The sequence below is a fragment of the Amycolatopsis rifamycinica genome, from assembly GCF_000695625.1.
GTDB classification, from domain to species: domain Bacteria; phylum Actinomycetota; class Actinomycetes; order Mycobacteriales; family Pseudonocardiaceae; genus Amycolatopsis; species Amycolatopsis rifamycinica.
Genome location: NZ_JMQI01000003.1, coordinates 121,074 through 144,510, shown reverse-complemented (window position 1 = coordinate 144,510; position 23,437 = coordinate 121,074). Strand labels below are relative to the sequence as shown.

At 67.4% G+C, this 23,437-nt stretch carries 24 protein-coding genes; 10 read left to right on the top strand and 14 right to left on the bottom strand.

Features of this window, described 5'->3' with window-relative positions; translation table 11 throughout:
* Together DV20_RS02350 and DV20_RS02345 are read right to left on the bottom strand one after the other, a co-directional pair.
* Nucleotides 1–198 (bottom strand): hypothetical protein, encoded by a 198-nt coding sequence (locus DV20_RS02350; protein ID WP_235190682.1) that lies wholly within the window; start codon nt 196–198, stop codon nt 1–3.
* 170 nt (nt 199–368) lie between these two features.
* The gene (locus DV20_RS02345; protein WP_051735758.1) at nt 369–662 is read right to left on the bottom strand and encodes a hypothetical protein; all 294 of its coding nucleotides are present in this window, start codon (nt 660–662) and stop codon (nt 369–371) included.
* A 194-nt stretch (nt 663–856) separates the two neighbouring features.
* Here DV20_RS02345 and DV20_RS02340 point away from each other — a divergent pair, with 194 nt between their 5' ends.
* The gene (locus DV20_RS02340; RefSeq protein WP_043775971.1) at nt 857–1,717 is read left to right on the top strand and encodes a GntR family transcriptional regulator; all 861 of its coding nucleotides are present in this window, start codon (nt 857–859) and stop codon (nt 1,715–1,717) included.
* Nucleotides 1,714–2,655, top strand: a complete 942-nt coding sequence (locus DV20_RS02335; protein ID WP_043775969.1) for an NAD(P)-dependent oxidoreductase — start codon at nt 1,714–1,716, stop codon at nt 2,653–2,655. The genes DV20_RS02340 and DV20_RS02335 overlap by 4 nt, the downstream gene beginning before the upstream one ends.
* Nucleotides 2,656–3,942: 1,287 nt before the next feature.
* Here DV20_RS02335 and DV20_RS43595 read toward each other — a convergent pair.
* Nucleotides 3,943–5,538 carry a GmrSD restriction endonuclease domain-containing protein gene (locus DV20_RS43595; protein ID WP_160169693.1) on the bottom strand — a complete coding sequence of 532 codons (1,596 nt, stop codon included), beginning with the start codon at nt 5,536–5,538 and terminating at the stop codon, nt 3,943–3,945.
* Nucleotides 5,539–6,672: 1,134 nt separating this feature from the next.
* On the opposite strand from DV20_RS43595, the gene DV20_RS02330 reads away from it, so the two are divergent.
* The 5 genes from DV20_RS02330 (at nt 6,673) to DV20_RS02310 (ending at nt 11,499) form a co-directional block, all read left to right on the top strand.
* Nucleotides 6,673–7,371 carry a GAF and ANTAR domain-containing protein gene (locus tag DV20_RS02330; RefSeq protein ID WP_043775967.1) on the top strand — a complete coding sequence of 233 codons (699 nt, stop codon included), beginning with the start codon at nt 6,673–6,675 and terminating at the stop codon, nt 7,369–7,371.
* Nucleotides 7,372–7,820: 449 nt separating this feature from the next.
* Nucleotides 7,821–8,081, top strand: a complete 261-nt coding sequence (locus DV20_RS02325; protein WP_003056176.1) for a hypothetical protein — start codon at nt 7,821–7,823, stop codon at nt 8,079–8,081.
* Nucleotides 8,082–8,086: 5 nt separating this feature from the next.
* Entirely contained in the window at nt 8,087–8,332 is a 246-nt protein-coding gene (locus tag DV20_RS02320) for a hypothetical protein (RefSeq protein ID WP_003056173.1), read from the top strand.
* A gap of 33 nt (nt 8,333–8,365) precedes the next feature.
* Nucleotides 8,366–11,098, top strand: coding sequence for an FtsK/SpoIIIE domain-containing protein (locus DV20_RS02315; protein WP_043775962.1), 2,733 nt, complete (start codon nt 8,366–8,368; stop codon nt 11,096–11,098).
* A complete protein-coding gene (locus DV20_RS02310; protein WP_043775960.1) occupies nt 11,095–11,499 on the top strand; it encodes a hypothetical protein in 405 nt (134 codons plus the stop codon). The genes DV20_RS02315 and DV20_RS02310 overlap by 4 nt, the downstream gene beginning before the upstream one ends.
* Here the strand turns inward: DV20_RS02310 and DV20_RS02305 are convergent.
* The 6 genes from DV20_RS02305 to DV20_RS02280 all read right to left on the bottom strand — a co-directional run bounded on the left by DV20_RS02305 (nt 11,496) and on the right by DV20_RS02280 (nt 17,175).
* On the bottom strand, nt 11,496–11,933 hold the full coding sequence (locus DV20_RS02305; protein ID WP_235190681.1) for a YbaB/EbfC family nucleoid-associated protein: 438 nt from the start codon (nt 11,931–11,933) through the stop codon (nt 11,496–11,498). The two genes, DV20_RS02310 and DV20_RS02305, sit on opposite strands and share 4 nt — an antisense overlap.
* Entirely contained in the window at nt 11,921–12,265 is a 345-nt protein-coding gene (locus DV20_RS02300; protein ID WP_043775958.1) for a hypothetical protein, read from the bottom strand. Before DV20_RS02300 ends, DV20_RS02305 begins: the two co-directional genes overlap by 13 nt.
* Nucleotides 12,262–12,834 carry a hypothetical protein gene (locus tag DV20_RS02295; RefSeq protein WP_235190680.1) on the bottom strand — a complete coding sequence of 191 codons (573 nt, stop codon included), beginning with the start codon at nt 12,832–12,834 and terminating at the stop codon, nt 12,262–12,264. Before DV20_RS02295 ends, DV20_RS02300 begins: the two co-directional genes overlap by 4 nt.
* Nucleotides 12,834–14,036 (bottom strand): putative T7SS-secreted protein, encoded by a 1,203-nt coding sequence (locus DV20_RS02290; protein ID WP_043775955.1) that lies wholly within the window; start codon nt 14,034–14,036, stop codon nt 12,834–12,836. Before DV20_RS02290 ends, DV20_RS02295 begins: the two co-directional genes overlap by 1 nt.
* Nucleotides 14,033–14,575, bottom strand: a complete 543-nt coding sequence (locus DV20_RS02285) for a hypothetical protein (RefSeq protein ID WP_043775952.1) — start codon at nt 14,573–14,575, stop codon at nt 14,033–14,035. The genes DV20_RS02290 and DV20_RS02285 overlap by 4 nt, the downstream gene beginning before the upstream one ends.
* A 134-nt stretch (nt 14,576–14,709) precedes the next feature.
* Nucleotides 14,710–17,175: an endonuclease/exonuclease/phosphatase family protein gene (locus tag DV20_RS02280; protein ID WP_043775951.1), complete on the bottom strand. Its 2,466-nt coding sequence runs from the start codon at nt 17,173–17,175 to the stop codon at nt 14,710–14,712.
* Between the two features lie 126 nt (nt 17,176–17,301).
* On the opposite strand from DV20_RS02280, the gene DV20_RS02275 reads away from it, so the two are divergent.
* On the top strand, nt 17,302–18,219 hold the full coding sequence (locus tag DV20_RS02275; RefSeq protein ID WP_043775949.1) for a CapA family protein: 918 nt from the start codon (nt 17,302–17,304) through the stop codon (nt 18,217–18,219).
* A gap of 291 nt (nt 18,220–18,510) precedes the next feature.
* Here DV20_RS02275 and DV20_RS02270 read toward each other — a convergent pair whose 3' ends face one another.
* Nucleotides 18,511–18,957, bottom strand: a complete 447-nt coding sequence (locus DV20_RS02270; protein WP_200876337.1) for a limonene-1,2-epoxide hydrolase family protein — start codon at nt 18,955–18,957, stop codon at nt 18,511–18,513.
* 16 nt (nt 18,958–18,973) lie between these two features.
* Nucleotides 18,974–19,894 (bottom strand): TauD/TfdA dioxygenase family protein, encoded by a 921-nt coding sequence (locus tag DV20_RS02265; protein ID WP_043775945.1) that lies wholly within the window; start codon nt 19,892–19,894, stop codon nt 18,974–18,976.
* 308 nt (nt 19,895–20,202) lie between these two features.
* Between DV20_RS02265 and DV20_RS02260 the strand changes: the two genes are divergently transcribed.
* Entirely contained in the window at nt 20,203–20,571 is a 369-nt protein-coding gene (locus DV20_RS02260; RefSeq protein ID WP_235190679.1) for a hypothetical protein, read from the top strand.
* Entirely contained in the window at nt 20,568–21,140 is a 573-nt protein-coding gene (locus tag DV20_RS02255) for a hypothetical protein (protein ID WP_043775941.1), read from the top strand. Before DV20_RS02260 ends, DV20_RS02255 begins: the two co-directional genes overlap by 4 nt.
* On the opposite strand, the gene DV20_RS02250 is transcribed toward DV20_RS02255, so the two are convergent.
* From DV20_RS02250 to DV20_RS02245, 3 genes are all read right to left on the bottom strand, one after another.
* Nucleotides 21,133–21,915 (bottom strand): SDR family oxidoreductase, encoded by a 783-nt coding sequence (locus tag DV20_RS02250; RefSeq protein WP_043776069.1) that lies wholly within the window; start codon nt 21,913–21,915, stop codon nt 21,133–21,135. The two genes, DV20_RS02255 and DV20_RS02250, sit on opposite strands and share 8 nt — an antisense overlap.
* Before the next feature lie 55 nt (nt 21,916–21,970).
* The gene (locus DV20_RS46955) at nt 21,971–22,096 is read right to left on the bottom strand and encodes a hypothetical protein (RefSeq protein WP_268747380.1); all 126 of its coding nucleotides are present in this window, start codon (nt 22,094–22,096) and stop codon (nt 21,971–21,973) included.
* A 1,033-nt stretch (nt 22,097–23,129) separates the two neighbouring features.
* Nucleotides 23,130–23,414, bottom strand: a complete 285-nt coding sequence (locus DV20_RS02245; RefSeq protein WP_152603611.1) for a hypothetical protein — start codon at nt 23,412–23,414, stop codon at nt 23,130–23,132.
* Nucleotides 23,415–23,437: the final 23 nt, after the last annotated feature.

Genomic DNA, 23,437 nt, shown 5'->3' with positions numbered 1-23,437 from the left:
TCAGGCCACCTCCGGAACGTCGAAGAGGTCGACCTGGCCCGGGGCCTGCCAGCCCCCGCCCTGCCACACCGCGTCCAGCGCGATGCCGTGTTCGGTGCGGATGACCGGCTCCGCCTCCGCCAGCCATGCCCGGCGCGTGGCGGCCGGGGCCTTGGCCCAGGACTGGCCGGTCTGGTCGGTGTATCGGCGGATCGCCAAACGCTCGATTGCGCGAGGGGTGAGGGTGCCTACCATGGGAGACCTCTCCGAGTAGCTACCTGCGTGGTGGTTGATCGGGAGACCCGACGCGGCGTGCGCGTTCTTGGCGGAGTGAGCCGCCGTGTCGGGGTCAAATGCGGCGAGAGCAGCGAGAAACCCGAGTCGGACGGTCATGCGGCCTCGCCCTCCGGTGCCGACGTAGCGGCGTCCAGGCGCACCGGCAGCACCCGCAGCGTGGCGCGGTCGGTCCGCCGGCGCGTCCGGTGGGCGTGCTGCGCGTCGGTGAATGTGTGGCGAGTACGCGTCTGCGCCACGGTCGACGCAGCAGCCAACTCCTGATCGACCTCAGCGATCAACGCGTCAATCACCGATTCGGCCAGGCCGTCCGGGCAGTGGCCCTGACCGACGTCAACACCGTCAACAGCGGTCCGGACGACTCGGTTGGTGATGTGTGCGGCCTTCATGATGTTCCCTCCAGGGGGGTGTGTTGCGGAACACCACAAACCTAACAGTTGGTTTTTTTACCAGTCAACTGATTGACTCGAATGGAGTAGCGTTGGCGCGCTGAGCAGCCAGAACGCAGCCAGTCATCTGGTAGGGTCTGACCTGTTGACCAATCAGATGGTTGGTCTCCACGGCGAACCGAAGGAGCTATCCGATGTCTCGGCCGCGCTCTGGAGTCCGGCGGTCCGAACCGCTGCACCAGCAAGTTGCCCGCAACATCCGGAATGACATCGAGGCTGGCCGCCTCCGCGACGGTCAGCCGCTGCCGTCGACTCGCGAGCTCGCTAGCGAGTGGAACGTCAGCCCGTTCACAATCAACGAAGCGATGGACGTGCTGATCAAGGAGGGGCTCATCACCAGCAAGCCGCGCGCTGGCCGCGTCGTGAATGCGCCGCACGTGACCGCAGAAGCGCGCCCAAAGCCGAGCTCACCGCAAGTCCTGGTGGTCGGCGGCTACGCCGGCAGTGGGAAAACGGAACTGGGCCGCATCGTCGCGCGTGAAACCGGCTGGCCGATGCTCGACAAGGACACCTTGACCCGCCCTGTGGTCGAAGCGGCACTGGAACTGCTCGGACTCTCGCCCAACGACCGCGAGTCCGACATGTACGTCAACAAGATTCGACCGCGCGAGTACGAGGCGCTGATCAGCGCCATGACGGAGAACGTCCAGTGCGGCAACAGCGCGATCGTGACCGCGCCGTTCGTCAAGGAGTTCTCCGACCCGGCCTGGGCGGAACGAATTCAGGCGACGTGCGCAGCGATGGGTGCCAAGGTCTCGTTCGCTTGGGTCTTCTGCGATGCGGACACGATGCACACGTACGTCCGCCACCGTGGCGCCGCGCGCGATGCCCAGAAGCTCGCCAACTGGGACGACTACATCGCCGGTATCGACCTCGAGTTACGGCCACCCGCTCCCCACGTCGTCATCGACAACTCAGCATCCAGCAAGCCCCTCCAGGACCAGGCACGGAGCCTCGTCAGCTCCCTGCTGAGCAAGGACGCTGACCAGCAGTGACAACTCGCATTCTCGTCAGCAACGAGACGGACGACCTGGTCGCCCATGAACTGTTCAGCCAGCTCAACGCCGTTGAGGTCATCCCCTATGACCCCACGACCACGAACTTGGACGACCGTCAACGTCAGGCTGAGATCTTCGTGCCGCCATACCGGGGCACCAACCGCCCCATGCCGTTAATGGGGCAGATGCCCAACCTTCGGATGGTTCAACTCACGGCGGCCGGCACGGACGAGTGGGTGCACGAAGTCCCGGAAGGCGTCGTCCTCGCCGGCGCCCGGGGAGCACACGCAGGACCGGTCTCCGAATGGGTGCTGTCGGCCGCCCTGACTCAGTACCGCCAATGGCCGGCGTTGGTTCGGTTCCAGGACAAGCGCACATGGGCGCACCGCAAGTTCGCCGCTGACACCCTGCACGGCAAGCGGGCTCTTATCGTCGGAGCCGGCAGCATCGGTACAGCCGTCGCGCGCCTGTTTGCAGCGTTCGGCACGGAATCCACGCTCGTCGCAAGCAAAAGCCGCAATGGTATTCACGCCGCCTCCGAGATCTTCGATCTCATCGGAGGGCATCACATTGTGGTGATCACCGCTCCACTGAACGACGAAACTCGAAACTTAGTCGATAGGGATCTTCTCGCGGCCATGGACGATGATGCTCTTCTCATCAACGCCGGGCGAGGGAAGATCGTCGACACCGACGCGCTTTTAGCCGAGGTTCGAACAGGGCGTCTGCGCGCAGCGCTCGACGTCACAGAGCCGGAGCCACTTCCCGAAGATCACCCGCTATGGACATGCACTGGCGTCATAATCAGCCCGCATTCCGCGAGAACCGTCCCCGGGACTAACACCCTGTGCTACACAGTGGCCGCACAGCAGATCGAGACATTCCTCGCTGGCCGTCTACCCTCTAACGCCGCAAAGAAGAATTTGCAGACTTAAGAACAGTTCGATAGAAATTCGACAGCAAGCACACTGTAGCGTTCAAATAAATTGAATGCTTCAGGAGCCGGCACTGTAGCGTCCAAGACCAGACGTCCGTGCACACCGTTCCTATATCGATTCAACTCAGCGAAGGTTTCAACGTCATCATCCGCTGTTTCAGGACTAAGCAAGGCCGCCGTCAAGGCAAACCGGAAGCGAAGAGAGCGATTAGGATCGGACTCACGCACATCACGAGGCCATAGCAGTTCAGAGATAACATTTTCCCCCAAACCCGATCGCGCAGAGAGTGATTGCGCCATCGCGCCCCTCCCCGCGTTCGCGACAGCATCTACAACGCCTTCAAGACCAGCGTAGCTCCACAAGAATCTCCGGAAAGGGTCTTCTTCGTTGTAGGCGTTCAGGTTCCACTGGCCAATCCTGCTTATCGCTTTGATCTTCTGGGAAGAGATATCAGTCTCGAAGCCAAGCGGCCGCGCACGCAGGGACTCTTCAGCGTGTTCCCAGGTAGACCTTCCCACAGTTGCTTTTGCACTCAGACTGAGTCTGACAGGAGGAGTCGGTTCCCGACCTGGCACTGAGACCATGAACCGGGGAACCCCATCGTAGACCGGGCCAGTCATCCGAAATGGCGGGGCCAATAGCATTCTTGCTACCACTAAACCCACCATCTCTTCAACGGGCGTCACATACTTTTTTAGAAGGTCTATCGAGTATTCTTCCGACAACCAGAAGTAGCGAGTGGGAATACATCGGGATAGGTCGACTTTGATACTTCGCGATACAATGACAGTGCTGTACAAGCCTCCCGGCCGTCTCCAATCTTCGGGAAGCGAGTAAGCATCCACCACACCTGATATCTCACTATCTCGCCTCTCGAAAATTTCCTCTAATGAGGAATCTGCAGAGACGCCGCTCACGCCGCTCCCAAACAAGTAGTTCAGATATACACTGCGACCTTTATCGTATACGGCGATTGAGCGCGCTACTTCATCAAGGATTGGACCCGCACGAAAGGATATCGTCCAATCGCCGATTCGCGCCGACTTCTCGACGACAGGGGGCACTTCCTGCGTCGGGAAATCATCGTCTGATCGAATCATTCGAGTGGCTACGAGTTCGCCGTCTACGAGTTCCTGTCCAGAGGATCCCACAGGTATCACAGCTCCCACGCTAGTGCAATCCGCATCCTTACCGAGCTACGTCCCCGCAAAGCCTCCCGACGATCGATGGACACAGGGTCGGACGCATTGCGAATATACGATCAACCCTGTCCACCTCTGCGCCCTACGAAGATGTAACTCGCTTTATCTCTTCAATCACTATCTCTTTGCGCTCGTCAAGAAACTTTTGGTAGTCATTGACAAACAGACCTGAATTCTCGTCCGACGGCAGGAGCTGTGAATCAAGGATTGTTGTCAACTGCTCTTGTCCGAGCGACTCTTCGATCACTTCGAAGTACTTCGAAGGACCCGTCCTGCCAAGCCGCTGATTCGTTGTTGAGTCAATCAATGCTCGATTGAGGATCAATTCAGCGGGCGCATCCCGAGGGCCAAACTCCTGCAAGAATGCCTTTGGGAAAACATGATGAGCATCGATCGATTCTTTTTGCAATGACTCAGAGACAATCTGCGAACCAGTGTGGAAGTCACGAGCACCCGTACTCAACGTGAGGGCGATGACGCCTTTGTACAGTGCTTGCAAATTTACCTTCGCCGTGTCTAGCGTATCGCTCGGAACGACGAAGTCACTGACAGCCTCGGGAAGAACCCCCTCTCCGGACAGCCACCCTTCGATGTCAACAAAGTCGCGACCGGCCTGACTGTTGCTTCCCTGATCATAGTTGCGCATAAATACCGAACACCAGAAGAAGCGGCGAAGCTTTGCCTTTGCTGCGGCAACATTCGCCCCCTTCTTCTGATCAACCAGATGCCATGCGGCCGCCAGTGGCACGACAAGCATGGAATAAGGAAGCCATTTGGGACTTAGAACACCGCAATCCGTTCGAAGCATAGTGAGAGCTTTCGCAGCTCCGCTGACAACCTGGGGCCAATACTCGTTGAATTCGGCAGGCCCGAGCTCCAGCACGTCGCTCCGCTGCGCAGAAGCAGTTGGCCTACTCTTTACTGAGGTTTTCCGCCACTTCGCTCGCGTGGAGTTCAGAGTAACTGCTTGCAGCAAGCTATAGGGATCGATCTTATACTCGACAAGGATTGGATGTTTCTTTTTTGCATCCTCCCACGCTCCACGCAAGTCGATCCCCGCAGGCCAAAACCTAGCTGTTAGTAGCTCAAATACCGTCAGCTTGATGCCAGTTCGGTTTAGCGTTTCGAAGATTCGACAGACGGCGTCGAGTGGGGTTGAGCCAGGAAGTTCAACGACCGGAAAACGATACTCTCGGATCGGACGCAGGTAGTCCTTGATGAGCTTCTGAACCCGCTTCCGCTCCGCCTTATTGTCCTCGTAGATATCGAGGGTTTCGATTTCATCAACCCAATCCTCCGTGTCGTCTCCGCCGACCAGACTGAGCGGAAAGAGATTCTGCTCAGCCTCTTCTCGACGGCCCGCAGGCGGCCGCTTGGCTTTCGACCTCGCCTTAACTTCTCGGTAGACGATTACATCGTCTAGCCGACTGGCGTCCAGCTCCTCCGACCCCTCGCGGTGGGCAATCTCAAGCTTCTTTAGATCCGCGTAGAATAAGTGAGAGCCTTGTCCCGCAAGTGCCTGTATTATCGCAGTTAGCCGCTGCTGGCCGTCTAACACTAGAACTGGGTTTTTCTTGATTTCGACTTCATACCCCTCAAAGGGGCGCGCCCTGATCTGGTTATCGTCTTGCTCCCAAAAAAGCAGTGTTCCCGCCGGATAGCGAGCTATAATGGACACCAGAAGTTCTGAGTGTCAGCGGGATCCCAAACAAAGCTCCTCTGGAAGTCGGGCAAGGCGAGGCGACCTCGGTCAATCTCGCCGAGTATGTCTTTTATCGCAGGCGTAGTAGGGGTAGCCCATGTCTGACCGTCGCGAGGCCCCGCCAAGGGCCGCCGTCCTTCACTCACTTCCGCTCCCGCCTGCCAGGTTCAAAGGGACAAAATAGCTTAACGTCCAGCTCCCAGCGAGCATTCGCGCGGCCGAGTTGACGAACACCAGGTGGCGCAGCTACTCGGGCCAGCGAGGCGTAGTTGAGCCCGACCACGCCCGTCGAATCTCCTGCATGACGAACTATCCGGCGAGTGCAGTCCTCAACGGGTGCAGGTAGTTGGCGGGCTCAGGCAGGTAGTTGGCGGGCTCAGGCTCCAGCTTCATCGCCCAACGAGTTGTCGCGCTGCCTCACGGCCGGGGACATGCCCCCACACCGCGAGTCCGTGCGCGGATGAGCTCGGCGCGCCACGCTAGCCTCGCGGCGGCCAGTCGGCCCGAACGAGTGAGCGACCTCAGATGGTTCAGTCCCGATCGTCTCGCGAGACAGCATCTTGACCTGCGTGACGTCAGCGCACTGAGATGGTCACATCATCCGGACTGACACTCACGACGCCGCCGGGGCGTGTGGCAATGCCAGGGGCGTCCGCCAGGAGAGCGGCTGTCGCCCCACGAGTGCCTGCTGGAGGCTCCACGCGGTCACCTCGCGAGGAGAAAGGCCTCGTCGCCCCAGAGCCGGCTGACGGCCCGCTGAGACCGAGTTGAGTGGTCCTGCGGGTCGGTCGTAGTCTCAGTTCTAGTCTCGTTCGCCCCGATTCGCCGGCGTTCACCGACTGGCCGATAGCGGGCTGACCTGGGCTTTCGTCTTCGGTGACCCCCCGCGTACAGCCGTGTGCAGACTTGGAAAGCGTGTTGGGTTCACGCCCTCGCAGGTTCGAATCCTGTATCCTCCGCCGCAGTAACCAGGTGAAACGCCGGGTGCCCCACTTCGGGGCACCCGGCGTTTTCCGTCTCCCCCGGCGCCATCCGTCGAGATGAACGCCGCCCTTCGCGTCGCTAAGCTGGTACTTCGAAACGCGGACCGGCAGGACAGGGGCGCCGATCGTGAACGATCATTCCGACCACTCGGACACCAGTCTGGGCGCGACGTTGAGCGCGATCGCCCGGACGCTGCAGGCGGAACCCGATGTCGAGTCCACCCTCGCCGCGATCGTCAAGGCGGCGGTCGACCACGTCGACGGGGCCGAGTTCGCCGGGATCTCGCTCGTGGAACACAAGCGCTCCATCCGGACGGTCGCCCCGACCAACCCCGTCGTCTCGGCCATCGACGAGGTCCAGTACCGCGTCAAGCAGGGGCCGTGCCTGGACGCCATCGCCGAACGCGAGGTCTTCAGCACCGGCGACCTCGCCACCGAAGGCCGATGGGCGGAGTTCGCGACCGCGGCGGCCGAGTTCGGCGTGCGCTCGATGCTGTCCTACCGGTTGTTCGTCAGCGACACCACGCTCGGCGCCCTGAACCTCTACTCGCGAGCACGCGACGCGTTCGATCGCCGGACCCGGGAAGACGGCAAGCTGTTCGCCGCGCACGCCGCCATCGCGCTGGTCGGCGCCCAGACCGAAGCCCAGCTGAGCGCCGCGGTCGAGAGCCGGGACGTCATCGGCATGGCCAAGGGCATCCTGATGGAACGCCACGACGTCGACGCCGTCGCGGCGTTCCGGATGCTCGTCGAGGGTTCGCAGGACGCCAACATGAAGCTGCACCAGGTCGCCGCGTGGCTGGTCGAACACCGCCGGGGCCTGTGATCACCCGGCTCGCGCGACCCACCGTCGGTATGCCCAGGGCACGGTTGCGCGGCACTTTCGGCCCACTTGACCGTGAAAATGCCTTCGGTGCTGGGAAATTCTTGGCCTGTACGTGGAGTTACGAAGAGGGCTGACCGAAGGCCGTTACTCCGGTCGCGCTAGTCTCACCAGCACCTCGCCCGCCCCTGTCGAGAAAGGCCAGCAGTGGCACGAAAACCGCTCTGACCTGGGGTAGCGATGGCCAGCGACTTCAGTCTGCGGTACTGGCGCCGGGACGACCCCCGCACAGACCGTGATCGGCCCGGCCCCGGACGTTCCCACGTCCGGGGCCTTGCTGATTCCGGACCCGCGATCACTCGGCAAAGTCTGATGATCACGCTGAGTCGCTGGATCTGTTTCAATGGAATCCGTCCCCGTACGACACCGAATTTTCGAGGAGTAGAGGCCCGATGGCCGGAGTCGAAGAGATCCGCGCTGGCATCGCGCTCGCCAACGAGAAGGCGTCCGCGAGCATCGCCGCCCTGCAGCAGGCAGCGCAGTCTCTCGAAGAAGCCCAGCAGTCGCTCGCACAGGCGACGCAGGGGAGCAGCCAGCACGAAGTGAGCCAGGCGCACGGACTCCTGGCGGAGGCCCTGCAAGGCATCAACGGCTTGCAGAGCACCGTCCAAGCAAGCATTTCCTCCGCCGACTCCTACTCGGCGCGTCTGTAAGCCGGATGACGCTCGCCGAACTCCACCAGCTGCTCACCGCTGCCGTGACCGGGCTCGCCGACGCGCGCGCCCACTCCGAACGGGCCACAAGCCTGCTCGGAGAAGCACGGCAAGCTCTCGTGGATGCCCAGGCCAAGGCCGATCCCTGGCTTCCTTCGCAGTACGCACAGGCCGGCGAGGGGCTGGACCAGCTCCTCGTCCGCCTGCACGCCGCCGAGGACTTGGTGAGCGGATACCGGTCGCGCCTGTAATCCTTCTAGGGGACACCTTTCTTGGGGACGCCGATGGCCAACAAAGCAGCCGAGCAACGCAACCGGGTCGAAACCGCACTGGACCGCGTCCGCCATCAGATCGGACTGGTGCTGGGAGCGGCGGCCGGGGCGCGCCAAGCCGCGGAGGCCGATCTCGCCAAGCTCCGGCTGGAGCAGGAGATCGTCAAGGTCGGCATGAACCACGCCAGTGCCGAGCAGCAGAACGAGTGGTCCCGGCACCCCGCCGCGCACGAGGTGTTCAGCGCGCTCGGCAGTGTGCGAAGCGCTTTCTACACCGATTGGAGCCAGGGTCCCGCCACGCTGCGGGAGCTGGTCGCCCAGAACGCACCCGGCCCGGCCGGGCTGCCGGCGGGCGACTGGCTCGGCACGGTCGGGCACAACCCCGGCGTGACCTCGCCCGGGCTGTGGCGCGTCGGCTCCGCCACCGCCGCCGGCGGTGACGCGACCCGCACGTTCGACGTCGCCGTCCCGCTGCTCGACGAGTCGCACCTGGCGATCACGTCGGCACCGAAAACGCGGCCGGTGATCGACGGCATCGTGCAGAACCTGCTGGTCCGCGTGCTGTCGACGTTCGAACCCGGCTCGGTGCGCGTGCACCTGTGGGACATCGGGCAGCTGACCGCGATCCTGCCCGACCTCTACCCGCTCAGCCACACCAGCGCGCTGTCGCTGTACGACCCGGGCCGCCTCGAGGACCTGCTCGACGAGCTGGCCGGGCACATCCGCCGCATCCACGCCAGCTGCATGTCCGCCGGGTACACCTCGCTGCGGGAGATGCGGCAGGAGACCGGGCAGCGGGGCGAGCCGTACCGCATCGTCGTGCTCTACGGCAACGGCGAGACGCTCGAACCCGAACGCGCCCGCGACCTCAAGCGGGTCGCGAGCGGCGCGCTGGCCGCCGGCATCTGCCTGATCATGGTGGACGTGCCAACGGCGGTGAGCGCGCCGGTCGAAACGCTGAGCCTGGTCGACGACCGGCACGCGATCAGCAGCATGACCGGCACCGACCTGGTCGTCGACCTCGACCCCGGGATGCCGTCCGCGCAGGTCATCCGGGCCGTCGACAAGATCGCCAAGGCGCTGATCGCCAAGCAGGGCGGGCCGCGGTCGTTCGACGACCTCCTGCCCGCCGAGCTCGGCCAGGAGAACTCGGCGCGGGAGCTGCGCGCCCCGGTCGGGTTCTTCGAGGGCGAGCCGATCGAGGTCGTGATCGGGGACGCGAGCCCGCACGCCCTGATCGGCGGTCCGTCCGGTTCGGGCAAGACGAACTTCCTGTACGCGCTGCTCGGCAGCCTCGCCGCGCGGTACACGCCGAGCGAGCTGGCGCTGTACCTGCTGGACTTCAAGGAAGGTGTCTCGTTCGCCGGGCTGGCGCCGGGCCGCAAGGACGCGAGCTGGCTGCCGCACGCGCGGCTCGTCGGCGTCAACGTCAACACCGACCGCGAGTTCGGCCTGGCGCTGCTGCGCTTCCTCGCCGACGAGCTACGGCGCCGGTCCGCGGCCGCGAAGGAGCACGAGGTCACGAACCTGGCCGACCTCCGCGAAGCCGATCCGGGCGGGCAGTGGCCGCGGATCGTCGCGGTGATCGACGAGTTCCAGTACCTGTTCGCCGGCCGCGACCAGGTGACGGCCACGGCGACCCAGCTGCTGGAAGACATCGCGCGGCGCGGCCGGTCGCAGGGCATCCACCTCGTGCTGGCCAGCCAGGACGTCGCCGGCATCGAGGCGTTCTGGGGCAAGCCGGCGGTGTTCGAGCAGTGCACGCTGCGGATCGCGATGCCGAAGGCACGGCGCGTGCTGGCCGAGACGAACAACGCGGCGGTGGCGGCGCCGAAGTGGCACGCGGTGATCAACCACGACTCCGGCGTCGCGCACGGCAACCAGCTGGCCCACATCCCGGACGCGAGCAGCAAGAACGTGTTCGTCCGGCTGCAACGCCGGTTGTGGGAGGCGTACGCGGGCCACTACCCGCGGCCGCGCCTGTTCGACGGCGCGCACCAGCCGGTCCTGGAGCAGTTCCCGGCGTACCTCGACCTCAAGCGGAGCTCGAAGCCGCGGGCCCTGCTCGGCCAGTCGATCGACGTGACCGAGACGGCGTGCGGCGTCGACCTGCCGCGCGCACCGGGCCGCAACGTCGCCGTGCTCGGCTCGGCGACCGCCGAAGCACTGTCCATCATGGACTCGGCGGCGCGGTCGCTGGCCCGGCAGTACGAAGAGGGCGAAGTCGAGTTCATCTTGAGCTGCCCGATCGAGTCGTGCGCCGACGCGGCGATGGAGCTGGCCTCGCGGCTTCGCGACGACCACCACCACGCGGCCTCCCTGGTGGAGGACCTGACCGGCGTCCTGGAGTCGATGACCGGCTCGATGTCCGGCGGCGCGAAGGTGCTGCTGCTGTACGGCGTCGACGCGGCTTTGCCGTCGCTGGAAGCGAAAGCGGTCGGCCAGCTGAAGAGCGGTCTCGACCACCTGCGGGTGGTGCTCAAGCAGGGGCCGGGCCACGGCATCCACACGATCGGCTGGTGGCGCAGCATCGCCCGCCTCAAGGACACGCTGGGCTTCGGCGGCACCGACGACATCGGCACGTGGGCGGCGCTCGACGTCCAGGGCAACGAGCTCTCGCCGTTCGCGGCGGGCCAGGTCGTGCACTGGTCGCCGCGGCCGGGCCGCGCGTTGTTCTTCGACCGCACCACCCACGGCGCGCCCGAAGTGATCATCCCGTTCCAGCGTCCGGAGAACGCGCAATGACCGACGACGCCACCGCGGCCATGCGGTACAAGGAGATCATCGCCCTTTCCCGCGGTTCCGCGGAGAACCTGCGCGAGTGGGAGCTGGCCCGGGCGGAGGCCCTGGAAGCGGAGATCGAGGCGGCCGAGGCCGCGATCGAGGTGGCGGTCGAGCGCGAGGCCCGCGCGGCCGAGCGCGCGACGCGCTGGTGGAAGATGGCGCTGCACAACATCCAGGGCCTGCCGTGGCTCACCCCGGGCGACAACCCGCGCCCGGTCCCCACGGCCCGAGCGGCCTACCTGGAGCGGTACCTCGAGGAGGTCAAGCCGAGCTACCAGGAGCTGGTGCAGGCCGTCTTGGGTTTGGGTTGGCGGGCGAAGCGGGCGGCCGCGAAGCGGGGCGAGCAGCCACCGCCGGCTTAGACGTCGAACACCGTGTCGTAGGGATCGTCGTCGTCCGCAGGAGCCTGCTTGCGCGGCGGCTGCGGCTGCGCCTGCGGCGGTGCCGGTCGCGGCGGCTGCCGCAGCGGCGCCCCGGAGGCCACGGCTTCCCGGATGGCGGCGGTGATGGTCCGGCTGAGCGTGCCGGCGTCGAACCGCATGGCTTCGGGGGCGAGCCGGACTTCGCTGACGACACCCCCGGGCCCGGCGAGCACGGTGACAGACCGGTCCGGCGAGGTGACGGTGGCGTGGTCGCGGCCCGCGATGTCCGCCAGCAGGCGCTGGTTCTCGGCTTTGCGGTCTTCGATCTGCCGGAGCTGCCAGCGCATTTCCTCGATGAGCTGTGCGTTGTTCATGGCCTCCCCCTGGTTGTCGCGAGTGCGGAACTGGCCGGCGGCCAGGGTCAGAGCGACCACGGCGCCACCGTTCCCGCCCGGTGCGGTGCGTAGACGAACTCGTAGTACTTCCCGAACTGGTGCTCGATCAGCGCGTAACCCCGGCTTCGCGCGACCATGAGCAGATCCGGTCTGCCGATGCCGAACTCGATCATCCGGATCTTCACGCTGCCGCGGCCGTCCAGCTGCGCGGCCAGCCGCGCCATTTGCTGTTCGCGCGGCTGGGAAGCCCGGTTCATCCGGATGGCCAGCAACGTCACGTGGGCGGCCACGAGGCCGCCGACCACGACGGTACAGAGCAGCAGGAGCAGCAGCGGGCCCACGCTCTCCGAGCGCGTGGCCAACACCGTCACGGCGCCGTCTCCGCGCTTCGAAGGCTCCAAGCCACCTTCGCCGTCGCCTCCGCGACGGCGGGCCAGGCGTCCTCGGACTCCGCCACCACGGACAGGATCACCACGGACCGGCCGTCCGGCAGCGGAATCTGGTACTCCGCCTTGATCTGGGTACGCACGTCCTGTCGGGGCAGGTGGAACTCGCCCCCGCTGATGGCGACGATCGCCGGGCCGATCGGGAGCCGGACCGGCTGGACCACCGCCCGCTTGTGCCGGCCGCGGTACTCCTCGGCCATCGCGGCCACCAGGGCGTCACGGCTACCGGGCGCGGTTTCCGGCCACTGCGCCACGCCGAGCGTCAGGGTCGCGACATCACCCTTCCGGGTCCCGACGGCGAACTTGCCGAAGACCCGGATGCCGTTCGCCTGCATGGTCGGCACGAGGGCCATCAGGTAGCGGCCGAAGTCCTCGACACTCGCTCCGGACGTGAGGTTTTCGGCGATCATCCAGGCGTGCCCGCGGTTGAGCTTGTCGTCGGCGCCCACCGGCATACCGGCGAACCCGGGCGGCAGGTCGATTTCCAGAGGCATCAGTTCCACACCTCGTCTTCCGCGCGCTGACGCCGACGCTCCGGCGCGTTGTCGGCCTGTACCCCGGCATCGGCCGCGTTGCTCACCGCGACCACGGCCCACGGAGCAGGACCCGCGACGAGCGTGCCGGCCACGATGGCCGCTTGGCCCATGTCCTTGGGCACCCAGTAGTTCTGGAAGTCGTCCCAAGGGCTCTCGAAGTCCGTCCCCCACCCGGCTTCGGCACTCAGCTGGCCGGCCAGCGCGCCATAGGTCGCGCCCTTGATCACGACGTCGGGCATCATCGGATTCATCCCGGCGAGCGATGTCACCGCACCCGCCACGTCGAAGGCCAAGGTCTCGGGGGCGACGTCGGCTCCGGCGGCTTTGGCGACAGCGTGGCCACCGAGTGCGCCCAGGCCGAACGTGGTGGCGACGAGGCTCGTGAGCTCGCCGGCCGGCGGCGGGAGGACGTCGCTCAAGACGCCGAGGCCGTTGCCGATGTCACCCACCACGTCCGAGACCTTGGACAGCAGCTCGGCGTGGTCCTGGAGGAAGTTCCACGCCTCGTCGACCCCGTCGGCGAGGGTGTTCGACAAGTCGACAAATGCCCCGCCGACCGCGTGGCCGAGCTTGTCGAGCAGGTCCGGCTCGTCCGGAGCCAGTTCCTTGGCCCTCCGCAGCTGCTCGGCGACCCTGCCCGCCGCGTCCGCGTGTTCCCGCTGAAGCTGCTTCGCCGCGTCTTGGACGTTCTGACAGCCATCGATGGCGGCCTGGAGCTGCTGACCGGCGTTGTCCAGGAGCCGCTGGGCGATCTGCAGGGACTGGTGGTCCGGGAACGTCCGGTTCGCCAGCGCCAGGTCCGGGTTGGCCCGGGCCTGCTCGGCCGCGCGGGCCGCCGCTTCCGCCCGGGCCTCCAGGTCCGCCGCTCGTTTCTGCAAGTTACCGAGGTCGCGGGACCACCCTTCGAGGGCGTCCGCCGCCTGCCCCATCGACTTCGCCGCGGCCTCGAGGTACCGCGGCAGCGGACCGAGGCGACGCGCGAACGCCTCGCTTGCCTCGCCCTGCCAGACGCCCTGCTTCCGGACGATCCGGCGGAGCGCGTCGTCGGCTTCGGTCAGGTCCGTGCTCACCGCGCGGTACTTGCCCGCCAGGTCGGTGAGGCCGTCGAGGTCGCCGGGCGCCGGGTCGAAGCCCAGGGCCGGGAAGTCGCGGGCGCTCACCGGTCGAGTCCGTTCAGGAGGTCGGTGATGCCGCCGGTCGCGCCGCCCCCGACCGGGCTGTCACCGGAGCTTCCGGGCTGTCCGTCGACGCCCGGCGCCCCACGCTCGCGGCTCGTGGGTTCGGCCAGGCGGTCGATGCCCGGCACCCCGCCGGTGTACCCGCCGCCGACCGGCCCCACGGCCGGCTGCCCGACCACGGGGTAGTGCCCCCGCGCGCCGCCCGGGTGTCCGCCGCCGACCGGGCTCGGACCGAACTTCCCCAGCTCACCGCCGAACTGGGCCTCGATCTGCTCGTACTTCTCCTTCGCCTCCTTCAGCCGCTCCGCGATCCCGGAAGCGGCCTCGCCGAGGCGACCGATCCCGTACCCCCAGGCCTCCTCGAACTCGACCCCCGCCTTGCCCAGCTCAGCCGTCCCCAGTGACCCGAACGCGCCACCGCCGCCGAGCTTCTTGTTGGCGTCCGCCATCCGGTCCGCCGCCGTGCCGAGGTCGTCGATGAGCTTGCCCAGCTCGTCGACCTTCACCGCGTAGCCGTCCACGCCACCCTCCCCTTGTGGTCCCGTCAACCGTAAGACGACCGTCCACGCTCCGCGGTTTCCTCGTCACCCAAAAGAGTCAAACGCGAACAAGGCCACCCCCGGGCCCGGGAGTGGCCTTGCCGCAACGAGAAGAGCTACTTGCCGAAGAGCTGGTCCAGCCAGTCGAGGAAGTCGTAAAGCCCGTCCTCGACCGGGTTGCCCGCGGCCGGCCGGAACCGGATCACCTGCGGGTCGTGGTCGCTGGCCTGGTCGGCGAACTCCGCGTTGATGTGGACGACGTCGTAGTCCACCCCGCGCGGCGCGCGCGACGCCAGGATGTGGTCCAGGACCTGGGACTGGCCCTCGAACACGTAGCTGTACCGCTCGGCTTCGGGCACCGACGCGATCAGGTCCTTCAGCGCGCCACCCGCGGTGAGCGTCTGGACCGCCGGCGAGAACGGGTAGTCGTTCAGGTCACCCGCCACGACGATGTTCGCGTTCTTGTCCGCCGCGAGCACCGAGTCGACGAATCCGCGCAACACGGTCGCCTGCTTCGCCCGCTGCACCTCGGAACTGCGCGCCGGCGGCTGGAACCGGCCGTGCGTCGGCTGGTCGCCGCCCTTGGAGTTGAAGTGGTTGGCGATGACGAACACCGTGCGGCCCTTGAACACGAACTCGCCCGCCAGCGGCTTCCGGCTGGCCGTCCACGCCTCGTTCGCGGGGTCGACGCGGCCCGGCGACACCGTCAGGTGCGCCTTGCCGTGCTCGCGCACCACACCGACGGCCGTCGTCGGCGTCCCACCCGGACGATCCACAAAGGACACGCGGGCCGGGTTGAACAGGAACGCCACCCGGATGTTGCCGCCCGGCTGGCCGCCGTCGGCGTCGTCGACCGGGTCGATCTCACGCCATTCGTAGCGCGGGCCGCCCTTCGCGACGATCGCGTCGGTGAAGCGCTGCAGCGTCTGGTCGGCGGCGACGACGCTGTCGTTCGCCGGTCCGTTGTTGTCCTGGATCTCTTCCAGGTTCACGATGTCCGGCGTCGCCAGGTGCGTCACGATCGCGTCGGCGAGCCGGTCGAACTTCGCCTGGGTGTCCACAGGGGACAGGTTCTCGACGTTGTACGTCGCGACGGCGAGCTCCCCGGAGCGCTGCTTGCGCGTGGTTTCGCCCTGCAACCCGTTGTCCTTCTCGGTGCCGAGCACGCTGGCGAACAGCGTGTAGCCGCCGAAGTCGTCGTACTCGACCGGGCCGGACGTGGTGCCGGTCAGCACGTCACCGACGTTGAGCTTCGGGAACGGCCGCTCGGCGAACGGGATCAGCGACGAAACCTTCATGACGCCGCTGTTGAGCTGGTCGTACCCGAGGTAGACGCTGCCACCGCGCACGGACCGGTGCTGGTCCGGCTTGGTCGTCACGTACAGCTCGTTGAACGAGTTCGTCGGGCCGACGACCCGCGCGTCGGCGACCGAGACGATCTCGCTTTCGTGCGCCTCCCAGAAGTCCAGCGCGTACTTGGCCGGCTCCAGGGCGAGCGGCTCGATGTTCCCGCCGGGCGACGGCGCGTACGTCACCGGGACGGTGTCCGGGTTGAGCACCGTCGGCGCCGGCAGGGCGTTCCCGTGCGAGCCGACCGTCCACTCCGCACCCGTCAGCTCGGTGAGCGACTGGAAGTTCGACGTCGCGGGCGCGTCCGGGTAGAACTCGCGGACGGTGCCGGTCGCCGTCACGGCGTCGCCGGTCGCGACGGCCGGACTGGTCGAGCCGGTGAAGACGAACAGGCCCTCGCTGGTGCGCGGGTCGCTGTCCGGGGTGGGGTCGGTGAGCCAGAACCCGCGCTGCGAGCCGAAGGTCCGGGTCGCGGTGACGACGCCGGTGACGCCGGAGACCTTCTTGTCCTTGAACGGCGAAATCCGCGTGGTGCCCTGGATTTCGTGGATCTTCGCCGGCGTCGGCGCCGGGCCGGGGTCCCCGCCGGTCGACTCGCCCGCCGTGTTGGTGGGGGTCGGCTCGCCGGCGGTGAAGTCGGCGGCGTTGTCGTCGGTGTCGGCCAGCGCCGTCCCGCGCGCGACGGACGTCGTGTTCGACGGCGTCGCGGCCGGGCTGCCCTCGCGCACGGTCGCCGCGCCGAACCCGACGAGGTCCTTGATCCGCGCGTCGGCGGCGCAGTCGGCCACGGTCTTGCAGGTCAGCGCGGTGGTGCCGGAGACGAGGGCGATCGTGCCCGCGGTGGCCGACATCGCGATCGTGCCGGTCGCGTCCGGCGTCGGCAGCGCGACGGTGCCGCCGGAGCCCTTGCTCTCGGCCACGAGGTAGCGCCCGCCCGGGGCGACGCTGCCGGCCAGCGGCGTCACCTGCCAGGCGCTCGACGGGCTCGCCGAACCGGGCAGGTACTGGACGCTGAAGCCGGCCAGGCTCACGGCGGCGGCGCCGCGGTTGGCGAGCTCGACGAAGTCGCTGGTGAGCGTCGCGCCGGAGTTGCCGCCGCCGCCGTAGACCTCGGCGATGACCGCGTCGGCGCTGGGTGCGGCGAGCGCGGCCGGTGCGGCCACGCCGCCGAGCACCAGGCCCGACGCGACGGCCACCGTGAAGGCAGCCTTGGATCTGTGGGTCTTGGTCACCCTGAGTCCCCTTTGTGCTTGAACAGTCGTGGCATAGTCCCCCGAACAAGTGAGGAGGAGGAAGACAAAGGTGCAACGATTCGTAACAACTACTTTCGTCGTCACTCACTCGGCAGAGCAGGTTTCGTGATCACGCTGGTACTGGGCGGAGACGTCACCCTCCCCGGCCGCGCGACGCCGGCCTTCGCGCAGCTGGAACCGCTGCTCAAGGGCGCCGACCTCCGGTTCGTGAACCTCGAAGGCCACGTCGACGCGGCGGCGGCCGAAGCGCTGAAATCGATCGGCGTCGACGTCGTCTCGTGCGCCAACGACGTCCCCCTCCCCGCCGCCGGCCTCGGCGTCCTCGACCACGCCGGCATCGCGTACTGCGGCGCCGGCGCGAACCTCGACGCCGCGCACGCACCGGCGGTGGTCGAACGCTCCGGCGAGACGGTCGCCTTCCTGGCGTACACGTCACTCCGCCGCCCCTTCGCCACCCAGTCGGACTTCCCGGCCATCGCGCAAGCGTTTGCGACGACGGCGTACCAGCCCGATCCGCACGTCGCGGAGATCCCGGGCCGCCCGCCGCTCGTCCGCACCACACCGGTGCCCGAGCACCTGGACCGGATGATCGCCGACATCGAGCGGGCCAAGAGCGGCCACGACCACGTCGTCGTCTCGATGCACTGGGGCCTGCCGGGCGTGGAGCTCGCCGAGTACCAGGTCACCTACGGGCAGGCGGCGATCGACGCCGGCGCCGACCTGGTCGCCGGGCACGGGTCGCACACCATCCAGGCCGTCGAGGTCCACCGCGGCCGGCCGATCCTCTACGGCCTCGGCAACCTCGCCGCCGACCGGTCGGACGGGCTGCTGGCCGGGTGCATGCTCGGCGACGAACCGCGGCTCGAGCTCATCCCGGTGCGGCGGACCGCGGGCCACGGGTGCGAGCCGCTCGCCGGGGACGAAGCGGACAAAGTGCTGCGGTACGTCGCGGAGGTGTCGGCCTTGCGGTCGACGTCGGTGACCGTCCAGAGCGGAATCGCATCGGTTCCCGTTGGCACATAACGGATCGCGGTCGTTCTGTGACAGCCGGACACGGACTTGTCACCCATCCGGCGCATCTGCCTTAAATGAAGGTCAAGGGCCGGAACAACCGGCGTCCGGCGGCGGTACGGTCTGCGTGAGCCGCCGGAAAAGTGGCACAGACCACTCCCCGACAGCTCGCGGTCGGCACGACACGGGGGGAGGGAGAATGATCATGTGGGGGCTGATCGTTCTCAGCTGCGTGTTCGTGCTGGTGCTGGGGATAGCCGCGGTCGTGGACCTTCGGGACCACGACCGCGGCGAACACCGGGCCTAGCGCACCGCCTGCCTCCCCTTGTACCGGCCGAGGAGCGTGCGCGCGCCGGCCAGCGCGACCCGCCCGGCACCCTTCGCGCTCGCGGCCAGCACCGTCGTCCAGTCGAAGTAGTCACGCCAGAGCACGATCCGGCCCGCTTCGACCTCGAACGTGCCGCACACCCAGAACTCCGCCTCCCACGCCCCGCGGCGCAGCACGTCGGTGCGTTCGGTGAGCACGACGTTGCCGTCCGCGGCGATGTGGTGGGTCCGCGCCTCGAACCCGGAGCCGTACTTGGCCATGACACGCAGCTGTTTCTCGACGGCCGCGAGGCCGCGGGCGGGCGGCAGCGGCACGTTCTGGTACACGATGTCGCTCGCCGCGAACGTCAGCGCCCGGTCGACGTCGAGCTCTTCGAGGGCCTTGAGGAAACCGGTCACCACTGCCCGGGGTTCATCGGTCATGACCTCAGGCTACGGCTCAGTAGGGCCGGTCGCCCGCTATCGCGACGCGCTCCGCGATCCGGACGTGCGGGTGGTAGTCGTTCACCGCGTAGTGCTGCGTCGCGCGGTTGTCCCAGAACGCGACCGAGTTCGGCCGCCAGCTGAACCGGACCTGGAATTCGGGCGTGTGAGCCTGCAGGAACAGGTACCGCAGCAGCCGGTCGCTCTCCGCCCGGTCCAGGCCGGCGATGTGCGTGGTGAACGCCTGGTTCACGAACAAGGTGCGCCGCCCGGTCTCCGGGTGCGTCCGGACCACCGGGTGCTCCACCGGCGGGAAGCGGTCCTGCCACCGCGCCAGCAGCGCGGGATCGGAGAACCGGTCGAAGCCGGGGAGGTAGTCGTGCACCGCAGTGAGCCCGTCGATGCGGGCGCGGACGTCTTCGGGCAGGTTGTCGTAGGCGGCGGCCATGTCGGCCCACATCGTGTCGCCGCCGACGGGCGGCACCTCGATCAGCCGCAGCACCGAGCCGAGCGCCGGGTCGGGCCGCCAGGTGACGTCGGTGTGCCAGATGTTCTCGTACCCGGGCATGGCCGCGGTGCGCTCGAAGCGCGTGACGGCGTCGTCGTCGCCCTTCGGGATGAACGGGTTGGTCTCCAGCTCGCCCCAGTTCGCGGCGAAGGCGCGCTGCTGCGCCGAGGTGATGTCCTGGTCGCGGAAGAACAGCACCTTCCACTCGAGCAGGGCGTGGTTGAGCTCTTCGCGCAGGTCAGGGCCCACGGGCGCGCCGAGGTCGACGCCGTCGACCTCCGCACCGATCACCCGGCCGAGCGGGCGGAGGGTGAACCGCTCGTAGGTCCGCCGCTGCGGTTCCCGGAGAATCCGCGGGCCTTCGACGATGCCATCCGCGGGCGTGACCGCCTCGCGCAGCTGAATCCGGGCAGGAAGAACTACGGACATGGTTGTGCTCCAAGGGTTTTCGGGGAATTCGGACGCGGGTTCGCGTCAGGCGGGCGGCGAACCCAGGCGGCCGCGGCGCAGCAGGAGCGCCACGACGCCTTCCCCGATCGACCGCGCGAAGGCCCGGATCGGCGTGCTTTCCGAGGTGGCGGGCATGTGTTCATGGTCGCTTTCTTCCCGACGCGCGGTCAAGACGTCCACCTGGTGGAACGCCGTCAACGCCGCAGGTCACCGCGATGAGGGCGGCTCGGGAGCATGAGGCAAGATCTTCCCCGATCGGGTGAGCGCCCTTGACGACGGAGGTCCCCATGCCGGAAGGCAGAGGCTCGCGGATCGGCAGTGACAACCCGGAGCTCCGGGCCGGGGGCTTCGCGACCCGGAACCCCCTGAAGAACGCGGACCGGCTGCGGACGTCGGCCGACCTGCTGGACCAGGCGGCGGCCGCCGACGACAAGGCCGCGGGGCGGTTCGCCGAAGCCCGCGTCGACGCGACGCCGTTCGGCATCTCGCCACAGGCGCGCGAACTGGCGGCGCGCTGGGCCACGGCGCTGGCGGCCCGCGAGGCGGACGCGCGCGTCCTCGGCGACGCGACGTCGGACCTGGCGGGCCGGCTGCGCATGGCGGCCGTGAGCAACCGCAGCACCGGTTTCCGGGGCCGGCTGGCGGCGGCGCCGTGACCTCGGAGGTCTTCGAGCACCCGGCACTGTCGTCGGCCGCGGCGCAGCTGTCGGCGTTGCGCGCGGCGGCCGGGCGGCTCGGCGTCGCCGACCCGGTCGCGGCCCTGCGGCACCTGGACTGCTCACCGGCGTCGATCCGCACGTCCGCCGCGGCGGTCGGCACCGGCGCCGAGGTGGTGACGTCGGCGCAGGCGGAGTTCCGCGCCGGTGTCGAGCGCGCCGAAACCGGCGGCAGCAGCGAGACGTTCGGCACGTGGGCGGACACAGTGGACGGTCAGTACGCCGCGGCGGCCCGCGTGGCCACTTCGACGGCGGCGTTGGGCGCCCGCATCGCCGACCGCCTGGACGAGCTGGCGGTGGCGGCGTCCGACGAGGTGTGCGCACTCGCTTCGGCGGCGTCGGCCTCGGTCTCGGCGGTGCTGGCGGGCGACCGCTCGGCCGAGGTGGTCAGCGAAGTCAGCGCCACGTGCACGGCGGTGATCCGCGCCGTCTCCGCGAAGATCGCCGCCCTGTCTTCGCTCGCGACCGAGCTGGAACCGTTGACGGCGCCGGCGGTCGAGCTCAGCTGAAGTGCTCGCGCGCCCATTCCGCGAAGGGCCGCGCCGGATGCCCGGTGACGCGGGCGACGTCGAGTGAGACCGGTTCCGGGTCCTCGACGAGTGATGCCCAGTAATCCACCGCGCCGGCCGCGAATTCCGCCCCTAGATGGGGAATTAGTTCCGCTTTCGCCTCTTCCGGCGGCTGTTCTTCCCACCGGACAGGCTTTCCGAGCGCTTCACCGATGAGCCGGACCTGTTCGGCCTGCGTCAAGGATTCCGGGCCGGTGACGAGGTAGGTCTGCCGGACGTGGTCCTCGGTGAGCGCCTTCACAGCCACTTCGGCGACGTCACGTTCGTGGACGACCGACCGTTTCGCCTGCCCGTGCGCGGCCCGCACCACCCCGGTGCCGAGCCGCGGCACCCAGGCGAGCGCGTTCGTGGCGAGCCCGGTGACGCGGAGGAAAGTCCAGTCGTCGGTGACCTGTTCGATGGCGGCTTCGACGTCTCCCCAGACGCCACCGTCCTCAGCGGACATGGCGGAGAGGTAGACGATCTTCTTGCCCTTGAAGGGTTTCACGGCCTTTTCGATGCCGTCGGCGGTGAAGAAGGGCCAAAGCAGGTAGACGGCGTCGACACCTTCGGCGGCTTCGCCGGGATCGGCGATGTCGCCTTGAACGACGTCGACGCCTTCGGGCGCCTTCGCGGGATCCCGGACGAGGACCCTGACGGGAACGCCGGCGGCCTTCAGCCCGGCGACGACGTGCCGTCCAGTGTGGCCGGTGGCCCCGGTGACGAGAACGGTCATGGTGCGCTCCTGGTTGATCAGCTGGTGCCGACCACGGTCACACTTCAAGAGCCCTTCAAGTCAAGCGGACGGCATCAAGCGCCGCCGTCTCCCAGGACGGCGTGCGATCCCGATCTTCGGCGGCCCGTTCGGCCTGCTGGGCAACGCGGATGAACTGGCGCAACAGGTCCAGCTGCTTCATGCAACGTCGCCGTGTTCTCGTCAGCAGGCGTTGCGGGACAGCCAGACGACCAAGCCCCCGGCCGAGTGATCTCAACCGGGGGCTTGAACGTTGCACCTAGAGCGGTGGCGGTGGGATTTGAACCCACGGACGGGGATTAGCCGTCACACGATTTCGAGTTCCGAGCCTACCTGTTCGAAGTGGTTCGAAGGGGTACATTCCCGCAGGTCAACGCGACCTCTGCAACACCAGCGGTCGCGCCGAACGGGCACGAACTGAGACCCGGTCTGAGACCCCCGGAGATGGCCACGAGTGAACCGGAGGTCAGCAACGGAGCAGGTTCCGCCCCTGGGGGGGCCGGCCCGACACCGGACAGCATGCGCGGCCATCGACCGGTGGCGCGAGCTCGCCATTACTCACAGTATTCGGAGCCGGGTTGGGCCTCACAGCTGTCCAGCAGGGAATCATCGGGTCCTTGGAGGATGACCCAGACGAATGCGGCGCCGCCTGGAACATCAGCGGGTACGGTGATGTGTTGTTCGGACGTCCCGCATTGGAGACTGGTGCTTCGGGCGGCCAATTGCCAATGGCCGGAGTCGAATGTTTGCACGTACACCCGTCGACAGCTGCCCGGCAGGGCACGGAGCTGGCCATCGATTCGAACGGACCTGTTGAACCAGTTGACACTGCCGACGAACGAGGTTGCGTAGTAGGAAAGCCGGACTATCCCTGGGTCTTCAGCGGCCGCCACCCCCGGCGCTCCTGCCAACGCCACGCCGCCGGCGACGGCGAGTGCGGCGACGGTTGCGGTCGCTCGCTTCGCTGTTCCCCCGGCGCCTATGGTGCCCGCCACTATGCCCATGTCCCGTCGTGCGAACGTCTTCACCATTCCGTCCCTTCCCCCGCGCCTGACTGGTTCAGCGCCCCGTCAAGGGATACGCCTCACCGACATCTCCCGTTGCCTCATCGACAGTCGTTCACTCGTTCGGGGGGCAACGAAGGTAGCTGACCCGTGAATGCACCTCTGGGAGGAAGGGGACTGGGTCTGCGCCGGTCACGACCTGCGGGTGAACTTCTCGAAGTAGGCCGGCTCGTTGTCGGGTTGGACCGCCAGGCCGAAGACGTAGAACACCGTGTTGCCCTTTGCATCGCGGCCGTCGGCCCAGCCGGGGCCGGTGGACCAGACAAGCGGGCCAGGGTTGTCGGGCTGCTGGGCACGAAAGCCGTTGAGGTCCGCGATCGCCTTTTCGACGGACTCGTACGCGGTCGTGAGGATCCCGGGCTGGGCGGACGTGGTGCGGTCGTGCACCACGTACACGGCTCGCTTGCTGCTTGTCATGGGAATCATTGTGCCAGCGGCAG